We start from the raw sequence: 20,963 nt of genomic DNA on the forward strand, positions 1-20,963 counted from the left end.
TATGGCACAACTTAAAAAATGGCTGCTGATAGCGTTATCCGTTGTGGTCTTTGTCCTGGCAATCACCATGGTGAAAAATGTCTATGCCGGCAAACCCATTATTAGCCTGAACTCCCCTGTTTCCTTTCCCGTGGATATTTAAACCATGAAAGATATGCTGAAAAGTTTCGCGGCATTGCTGATTTCTATCGTTGTCGTGCATTTGTTTTACATTGGTTATGTTCGACCTGAAGCAGCACAGCTGATTGAGTTTGCTGTGAGTCAGGGACAAACCGCACCCCGCGATATAGCAGTGATCATCAAAGACTACGAGCAGGAAATCTGTTTTATTCTGATGCTGTGGGGCTGTTATCTGATTCTCAGTGCTTATCGTAATATTCTCAAAACTAAGTATTTATTCAGTGTGGATCTGATTAAAGACGCCGATTCACAAGCAGATACTGATGCAAAACATAATCTGGATGTGAATGCGATTATTGATCGCTTGGACACTGAAATTCCCGCCGACTGCATGCAATCACCATTGGTGCGAACATTACGCTCTTCTCTATGGCGCTATAGCTCTACCAATAATGTGCAGAACCTGTCGGATGCCATTGAAAGTAACCTTGAAGCCTTGGCTGTTAAACAGGACTCTGAAAACACCATGATCCGTTATCTGATCTGGGCGATTCCATCGATTGGGTTTATCGGTACTGTTCGAGGGATTGGGCAGGCTTTATCACAAGCTGATCAAGCGTTGGCAGGTGATATTTCAGGTATGACAGACAGCTTGGGCATCGCTTTTAACTCAACGCTAGTGGCCTTATTGATCAGCATCTTTTTAATGTTTTTATTCCACCAACTGCAACGCCTGCAAGACAGTCAGATCGTCGATACGCAGGACTACTGTGATAAGTACTTACTTCGTCGCATTCGGTGATTTTCATTGGCGCGTAAAAACCGACAAGCTGAAGGACTCAACCTCGCCTTTCTGGATATTATGTCGTGCGGGCTGGGTGCAGTGATTCTGGTTTTTATGCTGGTGAAACAAAATATCGAGTCCTCACCTTCTGAAACAGAGAACCTGAAAAAAGATATCAGCAGCCTGGAACAAGCTCGCGATGAAGCTCAAAAAGGGCTGGATGAACTCAGCGCCCAGCTGAAAAAAGAAAACATTGATTTATCCGCATTAAGCCAGAGCCTGCAACAGCAACGTGCTGCTCTCGACAGCAAAAACAGTGAAGTGCAGACCGCCCAATCCAATCTCGATCAGCTCAAGAAAAGTATTACAGAGATAAAAGTCCCCAAAAAAGAAGATCTGGTCGAAACACAGCAGGTGAATGAAGAGAATTATCTGCTCGGCCTGAAAATGGAAGGCAGAAAAATTGCTGTGTTAGTCGATGTCAGCGCCTCCATGACCAATGAAAAATTGCTCGACATCATCAGAACCAAAAGCAGTTCTGACCAGACAAAAATCTCAGCCGCCAAATGGCAACGCACCAAGCGCGTGGTCGCTTGGCTTTTAGCACGAGCACCGAAGAACAGCCAGATTGCTGTTATTGCATTTAGTGAGCAAGCCAATCAATTGGGTGGCACAGGCTGGATGTCAGCCAGTAGCACTAGCGTATCCAGTATTATGAGCAGTTTGAATCAAGTGGTGCCAACCGGTGCCACCAATCTGCAGCAAGGCCTAGTCACCGTCAATAAGCTATCCCCTACCGATATTTATGTGATTACCGATGGTTTACCCACCAAGGGCAATTCAAACTATAAAAGCCTGAATCCGTTTTCTGGCTGTAGCTCCTTAACCAGTAATGCCAAAACCATTTCGGGTGAATGTAGAAAACGGCTGTTCCGACAAACCATCAACGAAAGTGGTCTGACCCAAGCGAAGAAGAATGTGATCTTGCTGCCACTGGAAGGGGATCCTGAAGCGGCGTATGAATACTGGGCCTGGGCGTCCAGCTCGGATGGTTTATTAATCAGCCCGGCTAGTAACTGGCCATGAAACGTCGCGATAAAGGCATAGACATTTTCAGCCTGTCATTTCTGGACATTATTTCCTGTGGTTTTGGTGCAGTAGTGATGTTGATTTTGATCTCCAAAACCGATGTCGATGTGGCTCCTACTGCTGGCACAGAAGATGTCAGTGCCATGCTCTCACAGCTGGTGACCTTACAAAATTCGGTCAGTCAGATTCAGCAGGAAATGAAGCAAAAACTCGACGCGCTTTCCTCCTTATCAGAACAAAAACAATCGGCCGCCGCCGCATCAAAGGCCTTGCAGCAGCAATTAAATGCCTTAAATAAAAAGCAAGCAGCCACCGCTGAGAGCATCGCCGGATTGGGTCTGGTAGAAGAGCGTTTAAAACAAGCTTCGTTAAGCACACCACAAAAACCCAATAAGACCCGTGATGAAGATGTGGGCGGTATTCCTGTTGATAGCGATTATGTGGTGTTTATCGTTGATACCTCAGGCAGTATGAAAAACATCTGGGGTAGGGTGTCTCAGGAAATTGTGAATGTATTGAATATTCATCCACAAGTGAAAGGCTTTCAAATCCTCAATGATATGGGGCAATCCATGATTTCCGGCTACGATGGTCAATGGATGCCAGACACACCCAACAGACGCAAAAGCGTGATCGACTTATTTAAAAGATGGAACGCGGTCTCCAATTCCAGCCCAGTAGAAGGCTTAAACACTGCTTTAAGAAAATATGCCAAAGCCAATATTACCACCTCGATTTATGTATTTGGTGATGATTACACTGGTTCCAGTTACGACCCGGTGATTGATGCTATTACCCAGCAAAATAAAAAGCTGCCATCCGGCAGACGCCTCGCCAAAATCCACGCTATTGGCTTTATCTCACCCGGTACCACAGATCGTTTCAGTGTACTGATGCGTGAAATGACCAAAGAAAATGATGGGACGTTTATAGCGCTCCCACGTTGATGAATTGAATCAAAGCAATCAACGCTTTGTTGGGTTGAAGAATGAAACCCAACGATATGACATTTTTTATGAGATCAGCTCTGTAGGTGGGTTGGAATTAGCCCTCCAAAAATATTCTACTTTTCACTTCAAACGCTGCCGCTGGGGCGTTCATTTATTTTGTTTGCCCAAAATAAACGAACCAAACAAAAGGGCACCCGAAATTGCCTTTGATCCAAAAATTAAACTTGGCTGATGGCGTGGTCGAAAACTCGCTACGCTCAAACACTCGACCACTTCTTCCATCAACCAAGCCTAATTCTTGGCGGCAATAGACGGGAGAAAAAGAGAGACTTTTCATATCCCCGTTTGTGCTGACGAGTAGCGGAGGTTTGTCTGGGTAACGGCTGGTTAGTGTTTGAGCGTTAGCGAGTTTTAACCAGACGCCAGACAAAGTGAGCAACGCAGTGGAGCCGTAGGCCAGCACTGTGGGGTGCCCTAGGGTTGTTAGGGAAATGGGCAAGCATTTCCCTGACTCGCCATTAAGGCGAAACTAGGAATTCCAAAAACTAGAACTTAAGATGAAGAACGAAATCCAATTAAATGAACGCCCCAGCGGCAGCGTGTGAAGTAGATAATTATCCAGTAGATTGAATTTAAACATGACCCCAGACAAGCCTACATTGAACAAGCTTATCCCATAATGCCTATCTCATAGTTGGGTTTCGCTAGGGCTCAACCCAACCTACTTAACTCTCTCTAATGATAAAGTGAGAAATATCAGCATGTAGTTGCAACAAACCGTGACAGAAAAAACGAAGGAAAAGTTATGAAGGAACATCATGGCTCATGTTTATGTGGCAAAGTCAGCTTTGAAATTAAAGGTGACTTCGAACACTTTTATCTCTGCCATTGCAGTCATTGCCGAAAAGATACGGGCTCGGCACATGCGTCCAATCTATTTTCTCAATCCGCCAAACTTATCTGGTTGTCTGGCGAAGAAAACATCCGAACTTACACCTTACCAGGCACCCGTCATACCAAAAGCTTTTGTCAGCACTGTGGCTCGGCTTTACCCCATACACAAATGAATGGCCATTTATTAGTGGTACCCGCAGGCTGTTTAGACAGCAGCTTAGCTATTCAAGCTGAGGCCCATATTTTTATTAACAGTAAAGCAGAATGGGACCAGACCTCAAATTCATTACCTCAATTCGAACAGGGACCGAGTTAATCATCTCGAGCTTGAGTTCAAGCATGAGACCCACATCCGTCTGGAACAAATTAAGTTGCGCACGAGTCATTATCTCTAATCAATCCGACTCTATGAGGTGATGATGAAACCCCACATATTTTCTCTTGCTGTTGCAGGCCTGTTATTTTCAACAATGGTGAATGCGGAAGAGCAGAACTATCAACAATGTCTCTTTAATCCAGCCAATGAAGTAGCAGCGGAACAGGCAGGGCAATCCACAGCGGTATTTTGTGCATCACGTCATTTTGATACCGCGCCAACCGCATTTCAGGCGCAAGTACTCAATCAGGATATCGAAGGATTTAAACAGCGTGATCCAAAATTCAAAGCCTTTTATGACGGCATTCGTCAGCATGGTTCCAACGATATTTATACGGATCGGCAGATCATTTTAATGTTCATCGACAAACGTGAAGTGAATAAAGACTAAGCAATAAAAAAGCTCTGGCCCAAAGAGCCAGAGCTTCCGAACTACTCCCGCAGTAGTTCTTACCTTATGGTTGATAAGGTAAAGAGGAATGGTGAAGATCAATTTTCACACTGCCATCGTCCTCAAGTGTATAACCAAAGGTGTATTCCACTTTTACTTCCTTACCTGAGGTATCGGTGAAATAATAATTGCCCATTGCAACGGCATAGTCGTCTTTGATGGCAATATCTTCATTTTCAAATCGCACATTCGTCCAGGGTTGCAAAGCAAAGCCTTTATCTTCTGAGACGATACCACCGACAAAGTAGGAAATAGCCTCATCGTAACTGTTTCTGAATTGATCTTCAGCGGCCTTGGTCGGTTTAAATAATACCGTGCCTTCGTCAAAATCATACAGCTCACTGACTTTCATTTTCGCGACCGATTCATAGTCTTTTCCATCCAGTTTTGCCTGACCAATTTCAACAATCGCCTCAGCCCAGTTTTCCTGCGCTTTTTGAATTGCATCTTTACTCAGTGATTCACTGGCCATCGCCGAACCGGCAATAGAACTGCTTAAAATCAATGTTGTTAATGATAATTTTTTCATTTTTTTCCTCTCCACGAATTGTGTAGGCTTAGTGTATGGCGAGATGGCTGAATACGATCTGATTATCAGATGAACAGAAAATGAATTTTTGAACACAAAAAAAAGCGTAAAAAAAAACCGCATAAATGCGAGTTAACAGGGAGGTCGAAAGGGGAAGGTTAGAAGCGTCGGCCAATACCGATACCAAACACGAAGGGATCAATATCGGCATTAATCCTGGCTCTCTCAATGGTCCCACCTAATATATTCGTATAGTGAGCTTGAGTATCAATATCAATATATTTCATGTCTACGTTGATAAACCAGTCATCATTAATGGCTACATCCATACCGACTTGAGCAGCGAGTCCCCAAGAGCTATCAAGCTTCACCTTAGAGCCGGGTGTACCGAGAATGCCTGGCACTTCTTCATCAAAAAAGTAGGTATAGTTAATCCCGGCGCCAATATAGGGTCTAATCGAGGAGTCAGGTAAAAAGTGATATTGCAGTAGTAAGGTAGGAGGTAAGACTTTCGTTTCCGCCACATCCCCCAGATTATTCCAGTTTTTAACCCCTTTTACGGTATGTTCGGAATACCCCAGAATCAGCTCCAGCCCCCAATGTCTGTTGATCATATAAGTGATGTCGAGCTCAGGCACCGTATCATCATTCACACTGACACCTTCACCAGAAGCAACACCATCGATATATAACTGACCACTACTGTCATTCGGATTAACATTGATAATCCGACCGCGAACTAACCAGTCACCAGCCTCGTAGGCATATACGGGTAAAGTAATCGTCGACAAACTTAACGCTGATAAACCAGCCAAACCCAAGAACGACTTTCTCATGATAATTAACCTTAGCGTGAAAAACTAAGGTCAGTTTAAGCAGGCATGACTGAATTTATTCTGAGTTTTAAATGAACAGTAAATGAATATTATTTTGCTGAAAAACGATAACCCACCCCGCGTTTGGTCTCAATAAAAGACTGTTCAGGATGGCGATCTATTTTTTTCCGTAGACGCCGGATGTAAACATCAACAATATTCGTCAACGGATCAGTATTTACCCCCAGACAGCATTGATTATGCGTTCACGGGAAACGACTTTACCATCGGTTTGCACCAGATAAAGTAATAGATCAAATTCCAATGAGGTCAAGTCTACGGCCTCACCATCTACATAAACACTGCGCTCGCCAACGTTAATCAGCAATGGGCCCAACTGCAAGCTATCTTTGTCAGGTTTATGTGCTGACCGACGCCGTCCTAAAGCTTCAATTCTGGCAATTAATTCATCAAAATCAAATGGTTTGGTCAGATAGTCATCCGCCCCAGCCCTGAGCCCGGCGACTTTTTCTTGCGTATCATCCACCGCGGTCAAAAAGAGTATGGGGATATCCGTATTCTGTTTCCTGACACGCTGGCAAACAGTTAAACCATCCATATCAGGCAACATGCGATCAATAATCAGTAAATCATATTGATGCTGTTTAATGAAACTCAGTCCCGTTGCAGCGTCATTCGCCTGCTCACAGAAAAATCCTTCTGCCTTCAGACCCCGACAAATAAAGTCTGCCACTCGTTTTTCATCTTCAATCAGTAGAATTTGCATTAGACTAACCTCGGCAGTGAGATGGTGATGCGAAAACCTGTGTCATCCACTTCTGCCCTAATTTTTCCCTGATGCGCATCTGTTATCGCCTTCGCCACAGCCAGTCCCAGCCCGGTTCCTGGTAAGGATTCTCTTCGGACTTTTTGACTGCGATAAAAACGATCAAAGATAAATGGTAATTCTGACTGTTCAAGCCCATGTCCCTGGTCTGCGACCTGAATCAGAATATTCTGATCATCAATAGACGTATCAATCTGCACGTGTGTCTCTGCGGGACTGTATTTAATGGCATTATCGAGCACGATAATCAGCAGTTGCCTGATACGTTCAGCATCTACCTTGGCATAAGCCGGTTCAGCAGTTGGCGTAAAATTCAGCACCATGGATTTTGCTTTAGCCTGATGACGCATATCCTGACAACAATCATTCACCAGGTCATTGATGCTGGTTTTGGCACATTCCAGCCTCAGGTTATTGGTATCGGTTCTGGCAATGAATAAAAGATCATCCACCAATCGACTCAAAAACAAAGACTGCTCCAGTACCTGACTTAATGCATCACGTAAAGCAGGATCAGCATCCCCTGCATTTTTTTGTCTCAAAGCCACCTGAGCTTCGCCACGAATAATGGTAAGCGGGGTTCTGAGTTCGTGGCTGATATCCGCGAGAAAGTGTCGTCTGGAGACATCATTGTGTTGTAGGGTCTGGTTTAATTGAACCAGCTCCTCGGTGCGTTTAGCCACCTCATATTCAAGGTTTTGATTGAGGGTATCACGTAGCTGTTTTTGTTCAGCCAAATTGTGTGCCATACCATTAAACGACTCAGCAATGGCATCAAACTCTGCATCAAAGCCCAAGGGCACCCGATACTGCAAATCGCCTTGAGAAAGTGCTTCCGCGCCTTTTTTCAATTGATTCACAGGCTCGGTGATATTTCTTATCAACGCCAGACTACCTAGTATGGTTAGAAAAATGGCTAATAGAGACAACACCAATGCTGACCAGTAAATCAAGGAATGACGGTTTTCAATATTGTCATTTAATGCATCGACCAGGCCTGACTGTCGCTGCAGAGCCAGGTTAATCGCATCACGGAAATTATTATCAATCTGCTCTTCCAGCAAGAATTTAATTTTCTGTGAACGTGACTGTTCATCACGCATTTCCAAGACTTCAGCAAACGATTTCAAGATGCCGTTTATCGCCATTTCCAGATTGTCGGTGTCTTCAACTGACCCCCTGGTTTTTTCGGGCCCGAGGGCTTCACGTTGAGCGATCTCCAATGCCCTGATCCGCGATAGAGTCTCTCTGATCATGGCGCGTTTATTTCTGACAATGGACTGGTTGGCACTTTTACCCAGTAAAATTTCGTCCGTTATTTGCTTGAATAAACGATAGCTATGATCAGACAACTTTAGATGCTCTGTAAGCAAGCTGTTAGCCGTATTCACCTGGGAAATATTCGACGCCGTAAACTTGGTCGACCAGACCGTCAGTGATAAAGCTAAACTCACGATCAAAAAGGCAAAGGCAGCAAACAAAATGATTTTCTTTTGATACATAGGCTTGCTCTTTACCCCTCAGAAATCAGTTTTTGCCATCACTACAAATATGCTGAAATGTTTTTATACCCTAATCATCAACTCTAGGTAATGTCGATGCGATGTCAGTGGCTAAGGTGTCCAGATTATTGGCTAATGCACGAATCAGAACTGGATAGCCTTCTGCTGGTAAAGCTTGCGTCAGGCTGAAACGTTGAGTGGTGACCGTTTCACCTTGTTTATTAAGCAATTGCCATTGTCCACTGGTGACGGCTTGACCATCAAAACGGCCCTGAAACTGATCAAACTCTACTTGAAGCTGATAGCTGCTTTGCTTAGCAAACGACGGCAAATTAACGATTCGATAATCTGACTGCGCCGCTTGTAGTCGATCACGTAAACCACGACTCAACTGTGCAGCCAGTGACTCAGCCCATTGATGATATTGGGCAGAATGAACCGTGATGTCATCCAGTTGCAGTACCACACCATTTTTACTGAGAAAATCAGCCAGAATGATTGGTCGGATAAAAACGGTTTTATCCGAACGGATGTTATCTGTAGGCGTATCGATGACAGGTAAGGTATAGAAAGTTGACTGTGTTACTGGCTGGCCCGCACAGGCAGTCAACAAAATAAAAAACAGTCCAATAAAAAATCGTTTCACAACACTCTCCTGCATCTACGGTTGAGCAGCAGGAGGTTGTGGATCCGCCTGCTCAGTACGATTGAAAATCAGTGCGTTGGGTTGTTCATTTAAAGTACGCACCAAGGGTTGTATGTCCTTAATCAGACCTTCCAGGCTTTTTATACTCTGAGATAAATTCTGATACGCCGGTGCTTCTGGCGAGAGGCCTTTTAACGTTTCTCTGAGCTCAGCGAGCGTCTGATTGACATTATCCGGTATCGTTTGCGTCTGGGGATTATTCACAAACTGATCGATGCTGCTGGCTAAAGTCTGTACTTCCTGCAACAAGGCTTGTGATGTTTTCAAGTTAGCATTCACTCCGTCCAATACAGGCTGTACTTCTAGTCCATTTAATTTATCGAGCAGGTTGGATATTTTCATCTCCATCTGTGCCAGCTGCGATGACTTGGTAGGAATCACTTGTCGATCTTTAAACATGGCCACTTTAATCTCAGGCATACCCGGCGTTCTATCAATATTGATATCCACAAACATTGCGCCGGTGAGTAAATTGCCAGGTTTTAAGGTAGCCACTAAACCTCGCTCTATAAGCCTATCTACGCGTTGTTTCCACTCTTCGAGCAGACCATCATGGAAGTCACCGAGCCGCTGCGGCTCCAGGCGAATCAATACGGGAATCGCAAATCCATCCTTGCCATTACGCATTCGTGAGTTATATTCCCACGGGACACTTTCTACGGTACCAATACGTAATCCTCTGAATTCAACAGGTGCGCCTTCTGCCAGGCCTCGCACGGTATCTTTCACCATCAACACATATTCAATATATCGATCATAGCTGGCCTGCTGTGCTTCGGTCTGATTGGAATACAAGGCAAACTCATCTCCCGACGCTGCAGGCTGGTCATTTTCCACTTCCTGCAACACACCAAAACTGACACCACTGCTTAACAGTGTTTCCAGTGAGGCCAGATTGATATTAAAGCCTTTGGAGTCAAGACTGATATTCACACCAGACGAAGACCAGAACCGTGTGCTCTTGGTCACCAGTACATCATAAGGTGCTTCGATAAATAACTCATGATGCATATGCTGATTACCGGGTTTGAACTCTGACTTTTCAACACGGCCTACAATCTGTCCTTCATAACTGACTGGATCGCCTGGTTTTAAGGAGATGCCCAGAGGACTGTCGAGTTTGATATGAATACCATTACCGCTCAATGACACCGGCGGTTGATCAAGCACCTCAAATTCTCGCTGTTCCTGTTGCGACTGGCCTGGTTCAAGTTGAATATACGCACCGGATAATACGGTATTCAAACCACTGATACCTTCCCGGCCAATACGTGGTTTTACTACCCAGAAACGTGTGTCTTCTACCAAAGTCGAAGCAGCATCAGGGTTAATGCGGGCTTTGACTACTGCATACTGTAAATCTTCAGACAGAGTGACCGACTCAACATGGCCGATTTCCACATTACGTGTTTTGATGAGTGTTTTATTGGCAGCGATACCTTCGGCATCGTTCATGGTGAGATTAATCAGTGGCCCTGTACTCAGATAATCATCCACGACCAACCAGGCACCAATTAGGACCGCCACGATAGGAAGAATCCATATAGGCGACCAACTAGACGCTTTAGTCGCACGGGCATTATCTAACTCTTCCGTGGTGTCGGTATTCGATACATCATCCGTCATACGCTGTTGTCCTGTGCAGGTCGTAACTCCGTCTGTGGCTTATCCCATATCAGACGTGAATCAAAAGTGATGGCCGCCAACATCGTCAACACCACCACACTGGCAAAAGCGAGTGCAGCCGGTCCCGGTGTGACTGAAATTAAATCGCCAGCATGTATTAAAGCCACCAAAATCGCCACCACAAAGACATCCACCATGGACCAGCGACCGATAAACTCCGTTATCCGATACAATTTTAAACGTGCTAACTGGCTCAATTGATGTGCATTATTGACGGTTAAACACAGCCAGGACAGCACGATTAATTTAGCGATAGGTACCAGAATACTGGCAATAAAAATGACCAGCGCAATCGGCCACGAACCGTGTTCAATCAAGTCAATCACACCAGCCATAATGGTACTGTTCTTTTCCTGACCAAAATTGGTGGTGGTCATTATCGGATAAACGTTTGCTGGTATATAGAAAATGGTGGCAGTTATCAGTAAGGCCAGGGTGCGTTGCAGACTTTTCGGTGCGCGTGCATGAAGAGGCTCCCCGCAGCGAAGACAGTGATTATCACTGCCTTTATCCAAAGCATGAATCAAACCACAGGTGGGACAACCGGTCAGCCCTTGTTCTGCGGCTCCTTGTCCCGTATTCGTATGCGCCGGCGCACGTGGTTCGCCCGCAATTGCAAACCACATCCAGTCAGCATCGATAGAACGCGTAGTCATCAACAATAAGAAGGCAAACACCGCATAAGCCCAAAAGGCAATGCCAAGCTCAATATCGGCCATGCCTGCAATTTTAAACAGACTAACCAAGGCACCAATGATAAAGACATCTGCCATCATCCAACTGTCGAGATGTTTGAGCGTCCGGGCAATTTGACGATGTTTGATTTTAGGTTCTGAAAACAACAAGACCAGCTGTAGCCAAATCACTGAAACAAGATACATGGCTGGCAAGATGATAATGGTCAATGCCACCACAATAGCCACAATAGGTTGTTCAAAACTCAGTAACATTGATGCGGTTTGTTCGATTTCAATACTGTGGCCGATGCCTTTAATTGAAAAACTGACAAAAGGGAAACTGACAGCGATGAGTAAGGCGATAAAGGCACTGATAGCAATAGCCAAGCTACGCTGGGCCGGACGATAGTGGCGTCTGGCTAAAACATGGTGACAACGAGGACAGTGTGCGACCTCGCCGGGACGAAGCCGCGGTAAAGCAGACACCCAGTCGCATTCATGACACGCTCGCAGGCGGCGTTGTCCATTGATATTTTTATCAAGCTTCTGAAAAGAAACCGCTTGTTTCATGGCGTAATAACATCGCTTTAAATGACTGCGTTAATTGAAGTTGTTTACACATATTGCCCTGCACACCAACCACTTGACCATGCCCACTGAAAATTAAAGCCACCCAACCAGCCCGTCACATCCAGCACTTCACCAATAAAATATAAATTTGCTGTGGTTTTGGCTTCAAACGTTTTTGAAGAAATACCATCAGTGTCGACACCCCCTCGGGTGACTTCTGCAGTCCGATAACCTTCTGTTCCTGATGGTTTAATGGTCCAGTGGTGAAAAAACTGTGTCAGTTGTTCTATGTCTTTCTTCACTAACTGTTTAGCCAGTTTATCACCTAAATCAGCGGCCATCAGACCTAACCAGGTCAACACAAAACGTTTCGGCAGATACTGGCTCAACAAGGTTTTGATTGTCGCTTTCTCTCCGCTCGTCACCCACTGTTCAATTAACTCAGCCACGCTATGGCCAGGTAAAAAGTCGATGGTGATTTCATCGGAGCTATACCAGTAGTTAGAGATTTGCAAAATGGCTGGTCCACTGAGCCCTCGGTGTGTAAATAACAAGGCTTCATTAAAACTTTGCTGACGACAGCTGACACGAATATCCATCGCTACACCTGCTAACTCCTGTGCGACAGTCAGCCAGGCATCACTTAAGGTAAATGGCACTAAGGCAGGTTCGGTATCTTTCACTTGTAAACCAAACTGCCTGGCAACCTTATAACCAAAGCCTGTGGCCCCCATTTTAGGAATGGATAACCCACCGGTAGCGATGACCAGAGAATGGCATTGATACTGACCTCGCTCGGTATCAATCACAAACTGACCTTGCTCCGTTTTTTCGATGGCCGTGATAGCGGTATCCGTCTGAATATTGACCCCGCCTTTTTCACATTCAGCCAGCAGAATATTCAAAATATCTCGGGCTTTGTCATCACAGAATAATTCACCTGCGCCTTTGTCGTGATAAGCCAGATTGTAGCGAGAGACTAACTCCAGAAAATCATATTGGGTGTAGCGACTTAATGCTGACTTACAAAAATGGGGATTTGCCGACAGATAATTATCAGGCTCCATATAGAGGTTGGTGAAGTTACAGCGGCCACCACCTGACATTAAAATTTTCTTACCGACTTTATTGGCATGGTCCAGCACCAGTACCTGGCGCCCACGTTGGCCGGCAGTAGCAGCACACATCAGACCAGCTGCACCGGCACCAATCACAATGCAGTCAAACACTTGAGAACTCGTCAAAACTTACTTCTCTTTATCATCCAGTGACGGCCAGCTGAAACCTTCCAGATCATTTTTCTTTGGGTGATATTTCAACTGCAGACCTTGCAGAAAGTTTCGTAATACCTGATCTTTACAAGCCCGATAATGTTTGTGCTCCGGTTTTCTGAAAAACGCACTCAATTCATGTTTACTCAGGCTGAAACCTTCCAGCTGCAACACAGCTAAAATCTCATCGCTTTGTAAATTAAAGGCTATTTTGAGTTTTCTGAGGATAATATTATTGTTGAGCGACTTTTCCGGTTTGGGTTGTTCACCTTCTTTTTTACCGCGTAAGTGATTAATCAGGCCATTGAGGAAGGTCGCCATCTGTTTGTCATTCAGCGACTCATAGTCAGGATCATCGTCACGCTTCAACCATTGACTGACCTGTTCACGGCTTACATCGATATCTGCTTGCGCAAATACGTTTATCATCATGGAATCGTTCAAATCTAAGATATAACGAATTCGTCTCAATACATCATTGTTAGTCACACAGATTTCCTAAAGCAGAAGCCGGTTTGGTCTATCGCATTATCAGCATCATCAACCAACGAATGCATCGATAGACAGCAGGGTTAATAGTGAATACTTTAACAGGCTGAGACAAAATCGGTGAGATCGATGTTTGTGTTATCACTTACAAAGGCAACACACACTGTAGTGAGTCACCGTTCAATATCGCTGCTCCCCTCAAAGGAGTTACTTAACGGTCAGCTTACCTCGTTTGACTGGCTCATCATCGGCATACCAACTAATACGTATATCGATACGTTTGTGTTCATCATTTTCACTGGCGGTTAATTTTAAGTTCAGCAGATCTTTCGGCTGCATTAGCATTTTTCCTTCATCATCGCTGAAGCTGAGTTCACCTTTCGCAATGCCTTTGGCAACAGCATCCAACATCCCTTGAATACTTTTCTTGTCCTGTAAGGACTCATGTCGGAAACGTTTTTTTTGCTCGATCATCACTTACTCCATGATTAGATTTTATAAAAATGTGGATGAAAGACCTTGGCAAATGGATAGTCTATGCTCAAACCGATAAGCTGTTGATCAGGGTGAATAATTGTCACGCCAGCCCCCACGCCTTCCAGCCCTTCTTTATGCCTTGAGTGACGATCAAGCGTCACATCACTTTCCACGTGAAGCAACCCGTGCTTCAAGACTAAACGTTGTCCATGTTTACGATTGATATGACCCTGAACCAGGGCATGAATACCCTTACGGTTAATCTGCTTCACGCCTTTTCCACTGAGGGGTAAATCACTGTCGCGGTATTTTGTTCGCATCGTATTAGCTAAGCTGCCGTAGTAAAACTGAAACAGATCATTTTTCATTTGCTGACGAAACTGTTTATTCAGTTTTGCCACGCCTTCTTGTTCAATCACCTTACTGATTTCATCATCTAAGCCAGCATGCAGAAACAGAAAAGAACCACGACGATAACTGAGCTGCATACGTTTAAAAAACCAGGCATAGTCACCTTTGGGATGCAGAAATAACTGGCGACATTTCATTGCCGTGGCATAGACATCCTGCATACTAAAACCGGCTTTTTTACAAGCCGCTTCAAAGTGATCATATTTTCGCTGCATCTTACGCAGCTCACGTTTAATGCCTGCGTGGGTCATCAATGTCTTGGCGTGTTGAGGAAATTGCTCAAACCAGTCGGCTCGTGGAAATAAGGCTTCTTTACAACTGGCTTCATCAGGAATCGACTTGGGTAATTTTTTGCCTTTTAAATAACGCTGATGCACTTCACTCAATAACGGGATAACCTTTTCCCCCATCCGCACAAAGAAGTGCTCTGTGCTGGGATGACGAGGCAAGCTCATCGCGTAGATGCCCATATACAGACGCATATCATGGTTGCCGGCCAGCAGCTTTACCCGTGCGCCAGTATCAAAAAGTCGCTTAAGCGCATCCAGTAACGCTAAATTACTGGGCCCTTTATCAAGACAGTCACCGCCAATAATAAAAGTGGCCTCCCGCCCTAAGCGCGTCAATGTAAATTCCAGCAGGGCCTGATTGGTGATTTTGATACCCCCACTCGCCACTAAGGAATGGACAAATGCTTCCGCGTCGGCATGAGGGTCGGCAATGAAAAAGATCGGACGCTTTGGCCATGTCCACTTGCTGTATTGCTCAGCTGTCTTCATTGCTTTGGCAAAAGACGCTTCATCCTGATGAGCCTTTTGACCTGAATGTGCTTCCGAAACATTCCAGCATTCGGTAGTAGTAGGTAAGTGTTGCCAAACAGATTGCTGAGTTTTGTGCTTACTCACCAGTGTTTCAATAAACCGCTGGCTATGCTTGAGATGCTGCTGTTGTGACATCATTTTCATAGTTAGTCCATGCTGGTAGCGGCAACAGATGAACGTTTTTTCCATTCACCACCCACGTGTTGCCAAGTGCCATCCTCGAATAGTTCAAGAAAAATAGGCCGAGAGTGATACATGCTGAGTTGAGCAATATCTTCAGCATTGATGACCCCTAAATGATAAGCAGCATGTCTAAATGAAGCGCCATGCCCTACACATAATTTCAGCTGAGATTCGGCTTTTCTGGGTATATCCCGCATCTGCGTTTCAATATGCTTAGCTACCCGAGAGCCAGCTGTCATCAATGACTCGGCACCTTGAAAAGGTAAACAAAAGTGACTATCAGACTTCCAACCTTCTGGTAATCGAGGATATCGAGGGTCAGTATTCACTATCTCCTCAATCTGTTTCACCGTGAGATTAGCTACAGAACCAACGCTTCGCTCAGCTAATGCATCATACGCTTGACTGCACAGTGAGGAATCGAGTGCCGTCTCTAAAATCAGGCGGAAAATATCGGCGGTTTGCCATGATCGCAACATATTTGAGCAATCAATCTGCGGCACCAATTGCCAGCCTTCTTGCAGAATAAGACGGCATAATTTCTGTGCCTCAATACACGCGTCGGTTTTACCCTGTTCCGTTAATGCGAAGGGCTGGTGCGCACTCGGTGTGTCAGCTAATTGCTCATAATCACCGTGCCGTATAAAACCGAGAATTAAACGAGACATACTAAGCCTGCTTATGAATGCATACAGTCAACGCCCGGATCATATCAACAAGATCGGGCTTGTTTATGACTCTTGCTGCCGAGTCCACCACGAACCATTGGCGGCGCCGTTTTTCAGACTCCCACTGAGTATCATCAGCAAGTTCCGTTACCCGCATTGGATACACCTTGACCTCACAGATTCCCCCACTTGTTGTGCTGAAAGCAGCCCAATGCATCTTCATGAATATTGCCTATTACGCCGGCTTCTTCCATAGCTTCTTTTAAGGCGGACTCAGTCGCAGACAGTCCCGGCTCAATAATGCCTTTAGGTATTCCCCACTTTTCTCTATCCTGCTTTGTGATTAAAAGTACCTGCAGCTGCTCATTATGCCAACGATAAGCCAGCACCCCAGACTGTTGGTAATAATAGGCTGGACGGTCACAATAATGCACTTGTCCATCACGTCTGACGGGGAATTTCTTAGGTAAATTCTTAGGTCGGATGAACGCGTTTAGCGAGACTTTATTATCATCAAAATGTAGATGTGCCAACGTCGCTGTTGGTAAGACTTTATCATCACCAAAATCCGGTAATTGGTCTGCCACTAGCTCCACTAAGGCTATTTCCATCCCAGGGTTATGACCAATGATGAGAGTTAAACCCATATTTTTTTGTGCTTTAGCAATAATATCCAGCACGGTAGCAGGACTGGCTTCATAGAGTTCTGGAATGGGTTTGATAAGACTAATGGGCAACCCTGCTGCTTTGAGGTTTTTTTCTGCCGTTTCCATTGTGCGTTTTGCCGATGACACCCAGACTTGTTCAGGAATGAATTGATGCGTATTTAACCACTCCCCCATACGCTGAGCAGCGCGTTTTCCGCGATTATTTAAAGGCCTATCAAAGTCATCGACGTCGACGGACCAGTCTGATTTCGCATGTCTTAGGAGTAGTACATCACTCATTGCTTTTCTTGACCTGCAGCCAGATACAAAGCGGAAAGCTGCTGAAAATTGACACCGCCCGTTGCCTCATACACAGCAATATTATCTAAAATGGCTAAGTAGGCGTCTTCATCCGCTTGATAATCGTCAGAAATGAACTCGCCCTTTACTGTTTGATAAAAAGGACCGGGTGACTTCAAAATGGCTTGTAATAAATCGCGACGTTGACGTAAATTCACTCGATGTAAGCTGACATCACTTTGATCATGACGAGACCAATTCAGAATCAACAAGGCTTTTAATGGCGCTTCAAACTGAAGACGACCTTCACCGTATAAAGCATCAATATCCACATCAAATTTTTGCTCTAATTCCCATAGTTCATCCTTAGATAAACTCAGAAAAGTCTGTCTCAATTCATCAGTTAATAATGGTTGCAAGCGCTTATTATTCACAATCGTCCCGGGATTAATGCGTGGTAATTTGGGAATACCATAAGCATCAACTCCTACAGATGTTTGTTTGATAAACAGACGATCATTGCTTAAAAAAGTGGTGTCTTCTTGTTCAAGCATCTCCAGCATCAAGGTGGATTTGCCTCCACCAGAAAAGCCTGCGACCGCAAAGGCCTCGCCCTCTCTCACGACAGCGGCAGCATGACAAATTAACGCCTCTTTTTGCTGTAACCAAGTCATGAACTGGTTATTAATAAAGTTAATGACTTGATTGTCATTTTCTAAACATGGCCCCATCGCAATCGCCGTATCCGTGCTTTGGTAAAACATCATGCCGGTTCTGACTTTACGGATAAGCCTGGCTTTATCTAAATTGATATAGCTGTCTTTTTTGCCTGTTTTACCAGGTTCTCGCTTCCAGTCGATAAAGGCATTAGAAAAGTCAGGCGTATCACACTCAATCGCTGTGACTTGATAGGTTGGTATCGATACATTGCTGACTATTGATGAAAAATAAGCTGATAACCGTGCCAATAGCTCAATAGAATTAGAACGTATCCGACAGCTGCAAAAACCAAGGTCGATATCCAGTGCGTCTGGTAACGGGTGATAGTTCTTTAATAAAGACTCAATCTCATGTGGTATCTCATTCGTCATGGCTATCTATCGTCTTTAGTACATGTTCGACATATAAGGCAGCAGCATCAACATCACAGCCTTCTTTTGCCCCCTGAACCCACCAAATGCAGACACCTCAAATACAATTGGACCGTTATCGGTGATCGCCACATCCACAGTAGTAAAATCCATGTTGAATAATGACTGGGCTTGAGTCGCCATTTCAATAATCTCTGATGACGGTTCAAAAGCAGCATAGCGACCGCCACTGTGAATCGTGGTATTCCATGCATCACTTTGTGATACCCGGGCATAAGTCCCCAGATAGTTTCCTGCTAAAAAAACGAGCCCCAGATCTTGTCCTGACAGATTCAATTTTTGTTGAATATACATCACCGGATTGGCCTGTTTAAAAGCGCTGACTTGCTGACGAATCTGAGAATCAGCCTGCTTGGCATTGATTAAAGTCATGCCGCGGGCTTTAGTAGAAAATAAGGGTTTAAAAACAGCCTCACCATACTGTTTGACGGTATTTATGGCTTGCTCAACATCCTCTGTAATACAGGTATTTGGCATCGGTATGCCAGCATTTTTGAGTGTTATCGTGCAGCTTAGGCGATCAATCAGACGTAACATCGATTCTACCCGACTGAACACTCTTACCCCTTGTTGCTCAGCTACCCGTAACATTTCCAGTCGATCTAAGGTACTGGGTGAATATTCTGCCGATATTTTCTTAACGATAAGACCATCTAGTTCACATAAATTAGTACCACGATACATCAGCTGCATTCGTGTTAAATCGAGGGTCACTTCTGACATATCGATCACCAAACGATAGCCCGTTTTAGCCTGAACTGCATCCGCCAAGGTTTCAGTGGACCACTTACCAGGAATGCCTATCACGCCTATTTTTAGATCGTTACTCAACAAATATCTCCTTCACAGGTACAGAAAAACGATGAATCTGTTTTGGGTGGGTCGTCAACACCAGATCTATTAGGTAACGGGCTCGATAAAACATTCGCTTAGCGAGTGCTTTATCCAAAATAAAGCGGGTGGAGCTGGCAAACGCTCTGGCCAGACCTAATGCCAGCCTGATTTCAAAGGTGTTGTCTTGGTGTTGTTTAGCAAATCGACGGGCAAACCGATACATTTCGATAGCCATTTTCATGATTTGTTTTCTTCGCTCTGAGTCTAAAATCTGCAGGCGATAATTTGATACCATGAAAATGGTGACATCCTGCACATAATCAGTGTATTTAGAACGATGTAAATCGATGAAATTAATGCGGTTTTCAATGGGGTCAAAAATAATATTATCCACATTAAAATCGCCATGAATATACACTGAGAAAGGCGGTGGATATTGCTTCTCCAACTGACGTGCTTGCTTAATGAGTGACTTCATTGATGGACAATCGTAATCGCCAATCTGACTGTTCGCGGCATCAAATTCTGGGTGAATTTTATACACATCAGCTAAGCGACTATCCATTTGCTGCATGAATAAAGCTGGACTGACTTTTTTACGCAAGGTCTCTGTCCATAACGACTCTAAGGTCTTCTTTAGTGCTTTAAGCGCCTGTTTTTGCAGTTTTTCTGACTCATTCACAATCACTTTTTCAAGGGTATACCCAGGAAGGTGTTCGATTAATAACGCCGCTGATTCGCCACGCTTTTGGTAGGACAAAATTTTAGGCGCTAAGCCTGGATAGATACTATCCCAGCTGTTCAGCCCCTGCTTTTCTTCTTTTAGCTTTTGCTTCTGACCGTCCTTATAGACCGCCATAAACCCCGTTTTCTCAGCGCCATTAGACAGACCTGAAATAGCCGTGCCAGAGCGAGTTTCAGCGATAGGGGTAATAGTGACATCACTATCACCTTTCTCCACATCACTGATCAAAGATTGAAATGAATAATACCGTTCAAAATTGATCGGCTGCCCCACATTAGCTGACACAATGGTTTCGCTTATACGCAATAAAGCATCATCAAATTGTTTCATTTCATAAGCGACAAATAAGGCCTGCGTTAACTGTTTGGTCTGCGTCTGCTTTTTTAAAGCAGACACATAGCGTTTGATTAATCGCTGATGACTACTGCGAAGTCCTTGATTGATTTGCTCAATATCCAGCGCAATGCTTGATTTCCTCTCAATCACCGCAGGTAGGATAAGTTTAATGGCTTGTCTGACCTTTTTTACGATAGCGATAAAGGCTTTACTCATCAGTGCTTGTGCATCGTGAATCTGTTCTGATTGGGTAATACAATGACGACATATTTCAGCAATGCGCTCAATATCTGTGGCAATGAACTCAATACAGCGCAGACAGAATTTATCCGAATCATGCTCAACACCAGCGGCGATACGGTTAACCGTTGCCGTATGAATACGTGTTTTTAAATTATAGGCATACCCGGCACGATCACGGACTTTGCGTGCCAAAGACGCAGAAGGATTTCTGTAATAACTCGACAGTGTGGCTAGCTGGGCATCAATCTCGACACAGAGAAACTGCAAATTTTCTTTTATCTCTGTTGGTATTTTTTTCATGAAGTTATGGGCATCTTAAAGTCACTGCAGTCTAGCAAAACAACTCTGAACAGTGTGTGAAACTATTGTTACACTATGCCAACACACTTAT

General features: G+C 44.5%; 22 protein-coding genes and 1 pseudogene. 6 read left to right on the forward strand and 17 right to left on the reverse strand.

The window, feature by feature from the left end; genetic code table 11:
- Position 1: 1 nt before the first annotated feature.
- From QUE24_RS06765 to QUE24_RS06780, 4 genes are read left to right on the forward strand one after another with little or no spacing between them, the layout of a single operon-like run.
- Positions 2-142 carry a hypothetical protein gene (locus QUE24_RS06765; RefSeq protein ID WP_286305844.1) on the forward strand — a complete coding sequence of 47 codons (141 nt, stop codon included), beginning with the start codon at positions 2-4 and terminating at the stop codon, positions 140-142.
- A 3-nt stretch (positions 143-145) separates the two neighbouring features.
- Positions 146-922, forward strand: a complete 777-nt coding sequence (locus QUE24_RS06770; protein WP_286305845.1) for a MotA/TolQ/ExbB proton channel family protein — start codon at positions 146-148, stop codon at positions 920-922.
- Positions 923-928: 6 nt separating this feature from the next.
- Positions 929-1,990 (forward strand): VWA domain-containing protein, encoded by a 1,062-nt coding sequence (locus tag QUE24_RS06775; RefSeq protein ID WP_286305846.1) that lies wholly within the window; start codon positions 929-931, stop codon positions 1,988-1,990.
- Complete coding sequence (locus tag QUE24_RS06780) at positions 1,987-2,940, forward strand: hypothetical protein (protein ID WP_286305847.1); 954 nt, start codon at positions 1,987-1,989, stop codon at positions 2,938-2,940. The genes QUE24_RS06775 and QUE24_RS06780 overlap by 4 nt, the downstream gene beginning before the upstream one ends.
- A gap of 154 nt (positions 2,941-3,094) precedes the next feature.
- Here the strand turns inward: QUE24_RS06780 and QUE24_RS06785 are convergent, their stop codons facing one another.
- On the reverse strand, positions 3,095-3,406 hold the full coding sequence (locus tag QUE24_RS06785) for a hypothetical protein (RefSeq protein ID WP_286305848.1): 312 nt from the start codon (positions 3,404-3,406) through the stop codon (positions 3,095-3,097).
- Positions 3,407-3,748: 342 nt separating this feature from the next.
- Here QUE24_RS06785 and QUE24_RS06790 point away from each other — a divergent pair, with 342 nt between their 5' ends.
- Both QUE24_RS06790 and QUE24_RS06795 read left to right on the forward strand, forming a co-directional pair.
- Positions 3,749-4,153: a GFA family protein gene (locus QUE24_RS06790; protein ID WP_286305849.1), complete on the forward strand. Its 405-nt coding sequence runs from the start codon at positions 3,749-3,751 to the stop codon at positions 4,151-4,153.
- A gap of 100 nt (positions 4,154-4,253) precedes the next feature.
- The gene (locus tag QUE24_RS06795) at positions 4,254-4,604 is read left to right on the forward strand and encodes a hypothetical protein (protein ID WP_286305850.1); all 351 of its coding nucleotides are present in this window, start codon (positions 4,254-4,256) and stop codon (positions 4,602-4,604) included.
- Positions 4,605-4,668: 64 nt separating this feature from the next.
- Here QUE24_RS06795 and QUE24_RS06800 read toward each other — a convergent pair whose 3' ends face one another.
- The 16 genes and pseudogenes from QUE24_RS06800 to QUE24_RS06875 form a co-directional block, all read right to left on the reverse strand.
- The gene (locus QUE24_RS06800; protein WP_286305851.1) at positions 4,669-5,193 is read right to left on the reverse strand and encodes a metal-independent carbonic anhydrase family protein; all 525 of its coding nucleotides are present in this window, start codon (positions 5,191-5,193) and stop codon (positions 4,669-4,671) included.
- A gap of 158 nt (positions 5,194-5,351) precedes the next feature.
- A complete protein-coding gene (locus QUE24_RS06805) occupies positions 5,352-6,029 on the reverse strand; it encodes an OmpW/AlkL family protein (protein ID WP_286305852.1) in 678 nt (225 codons plus the stop codon).
- Positions 6,030-6,118: 89 nt separating this feature from the next.
- Positions 6,119-6,795: pseudogene (locus QUE24_RS06810) on the reverse strand (response regulator transcription factor).
- Complete coding sequence (locus QUE24_RS06815) at positions 6,795-8,357, reverse strand: sensor histidine kinase (RefSeq protein WP_286305854.1); 1,563 nt, start codon at positions 8,355-8,357, stop codon at positions 6,795-6,797. The pseudogene QUE24_RS06810 and the gene QUE24_RS06815 overlap by 1 nt, the downstream one beginning before the upstream one ends.
- Before the next feature lie 70 nt (positions 8,358-8,427).
- Positions 8,428-9,003: a PqiC family protein gene (locus tag QUE24_RS06820; protein WP_286305855.1), complete on the reverse strand. Its 576-nt coding sequence runs from the start codon at positions 9,001-9,003 to the stop codon at positions 8,428-8,430.
- Positions 9,004-9,018: 15 nt separating this feature from the next.
- A complete protein-coding gene (gene pqiB, locus QUE24_RS06825; RefSeq protein WP_286305856.1) occupies positions 9,019-10,689 on the reverse strand; it encodes an intermembrane transport protein PqiB in 1,671 nt (556 codons plus the stop codon).
- A complete protein-coding gene (locus QUE24_RS06830) occupies positions 10,686-11,996 on the reverse strand; it encodes a paraquat-inducible protein A (RefSeq protein ID WP_286305857.1) in 1,311 nt (436 codons plus the stop codon). Before QUE24_RS06830 ends, pqiB begins: the two co-directional genes overlap by 4 nt.
- A gap of 44 nt (positions 11,997-12,040) precedes the next feature.
- Complete coding sequence (locus QUE24_RS06835) at positions 12,041-13,240, reverse strand: BaiN/RdsA family NAD(P)/FAD-dependent oxidoreductase (protein ID WP_286305858.1); 1,200 nt, start codon at positions 13,238-13,240, stop codon at positions 12,041-12,043.
- 3 nt (positions 13,241-13,243) lie between these two features.
- Positions 13,244-13,756 (reverse strand): YehS family protein, encoded by a 513-nt coding sequence (locus QUE24_RS06840; RefSeq protein ID WP_286305859.1) that lies wholly within the window; start codon positions 13,754-13,756, stop codon positions 13,244-13,246.
- Positions 13,757-13,963: 207 nt separating this feature from the next.
- Positions 13,964-14,230, reverse strand: coding sequence for an amphi-Trp domain-containing protein (locus QUE24_RS06845; protein ID WP_286305860.1), 267 nt, complete (start codon positions 14,228-14,230; stop codon positions 13,964-13,966).
- 14 nt (positions 14,231-14,244) lie between these two features.
- Entirely contained in the window at positions 14,245-15,609 is a 1,365-nt protein-coding gene (locus tag QUE24_RS06850; RefSeq protein ID WP_286305861.1) for a metallophosphoesterase, read from the reverse strand.
- Between the two features lie 2 nt (positions 15,610-15,611).
- Complete coding sequence (locus QUE24_RS06855; RefSeq protein ID WP_286305862.1) at positions 15,612-16,316, reverse strand: histidine phosphatase family protein; 705 nt, start codon at positions 16,314-16,316, stop codon at positions 15,612-15,614.
- 173 nt (positions 16,317-16,489) lie between these two features.
- Positions 16,490-17,263 (reverse strand): histidine phosphatase family protein, encoded by a 774-nt coding sequence (locus tag QUE24_RS06860; protein ID WP_286305863.1) that lies wholly within the window; start codon positions 17,261-17,263, stop codon positions 16,490-16,492.
- A complete protein-coding gene (locus tag QUE24_RS06865) occupies positions 17,260-18,354 on the reverse strand; it encodes an HprK-related kinase B (protein WP_286305864.1) in 1,095 nt (364 codons plus the stop codon). The genes QUE24_RS06860 and QUE24_RS06865 overlap by 4 nt, the downstream gene beginning before the upstream one ends.
- Positions 18,355-18,369: 15 nt before the next feature.
- Positions 18,370-19,245 carry a GAK system ATP-grasp enzyme gene (locus tag QUE24_RS06870; RefSeq protein ID WP_286305865.1) on the reverse strand — a complete coding sequence of 292 codons (876 nt, stop codon included), beginning with the start codon at positions 19,243-19,245 and terminating at the stop codon, positions 18,370-18,372.
- On the reverse strand, positions 19,238-20,872 hold the full coding sequence (locus tag QUE24_RS06875) for a phosphotransferase (protein ID WP_286305866.1): 1,635 nt from the start codon (positions 20,870-20,872) through the stop codon (positions 19,238-19,240). The genes QUE24_RS06870 and QUE24_RS06875 overlap by 8 nt, the downstream gene beginning before the upstream one ends.
- Between the last annotated feature and the right edge of the window lie 91 nt (positions 20,873-20,963).

The sequence above is a fragment of the Methylophaga marina genome (genome assembly GCF_030296755.1).
Classification (GTDB): domain Bacteria; phylum Pseudomonadota; class Gammaproteobacteria; order Nitrosococcales; family Methylophagaceae; genus Methylophaga; species Methylophaga marina.

Coding starts and splice junctions, on each gene's coding strand:
- QUE24_RS06855 (WP_286305862.1), bottom strand. CDS start 16,316: ATGTCTCGTTTAATTCTCGGTTTTATACGGCACGGTGATTATGAGCAA.
- QUE24_RS06790 (WP_286305849.1), top strand. CDS start 3,749: ATGAAGGAACATCATGGCTCATGTTTATGTGGCAAAGTCAGCTTTGAA.
- QUE24_RS06805 (WP_286305852.1), bottom strand. CDS start 6,029: ATGAGAAAGTCGTTCTTGGGTTTGGCTGGTTTATCAGCGTTAAGTTTG.
- QUE24_RS06770 (WP_286305845.1), top strand. CDS start 146: ATGAAAGATATGCTGAAAAGTTTCGCGGCATTGCTGATTTCTATCGTT.
- QUE24_RS06795 (WP_286305850.1), top strand. CDS start 4,254: ATGATGAAACCCCACATATTTTCTCTTGCTGTTGCAGGCCTGTTATTT.
- pqiB (WP_286305856.1), bottom strand. CDS start 10,689: ATGACGGATGATGTATCGAATACCGACACCACGGAAGAGTTAGATAAT.
- QUE24_RS06830 (WP_286305857.1), bottom strand. CDS start 11,996: ATGAAACAAGCGGTTTCTTTTCAGAAGCTTGATAAAAATATCAATGGA.
- QUE24_RS06780 (WP_286305847.1), top strand. CDS start 1,987: ATGAAACGTCGCGATAAAGGCATAGACATTTTCAGCCTGTCATTTCTG.
- QUE24_RS06850 (WP_286305861.1), bottom strand. CDS start 15,609: ATGAAAATGATGTCACAACAGCAGCATCTCAAGCATAGCCAGCGGTTT.
- QUE24_RS06800 (WP_286305851.1), bottom strand. CDS start 5,193: ATGAAAAAATTATCATTAACAACATTGATTTTAAGCAGTTCTATTGCC.
- QUE24_RS06860 (WP_286305863.1), bottom strand. CDS start 17,263: ATGAGTGATGTACTACTCCTAAGACATGCGAAATCAGACTGGTCCGTC.
- QUE24_RS06865 (WP_286305864.1), bottom strand. CDS start 18,354: ATGACGAATGAGATACCACATGAGATTGAGTCTTTATTAAAGAACTAT.
- QUE24_RS06845 (WP_286305860.1), bottom strand. CDS start 14,230: ATGATCGAGCAAAAAAAACGTTTCCGACATGAGTCCTTACAGGACAAG.
- QUE24_RS06765 (WP_286305844.1), top strand. CDS start 2: ATGGCACAACTTAAAAAATGGCTGCTGATAGCGTTATCCGTTGTGGTC.
- QUE24_RS06875 (WP_286305866.1), bottom strand. CDS start 20,872: ATGAAAAAAATACCAACAGAGATAAAAGAAAATTTGCAGTTTCTCTGT.
- QUE24_RS06815 (WP_286305854.1), bottom strand. CDS start 8,357: ATGTATCAAAAGAAAATCATTTTGTTTGCTGCCTTTGCCTTTTTGATC.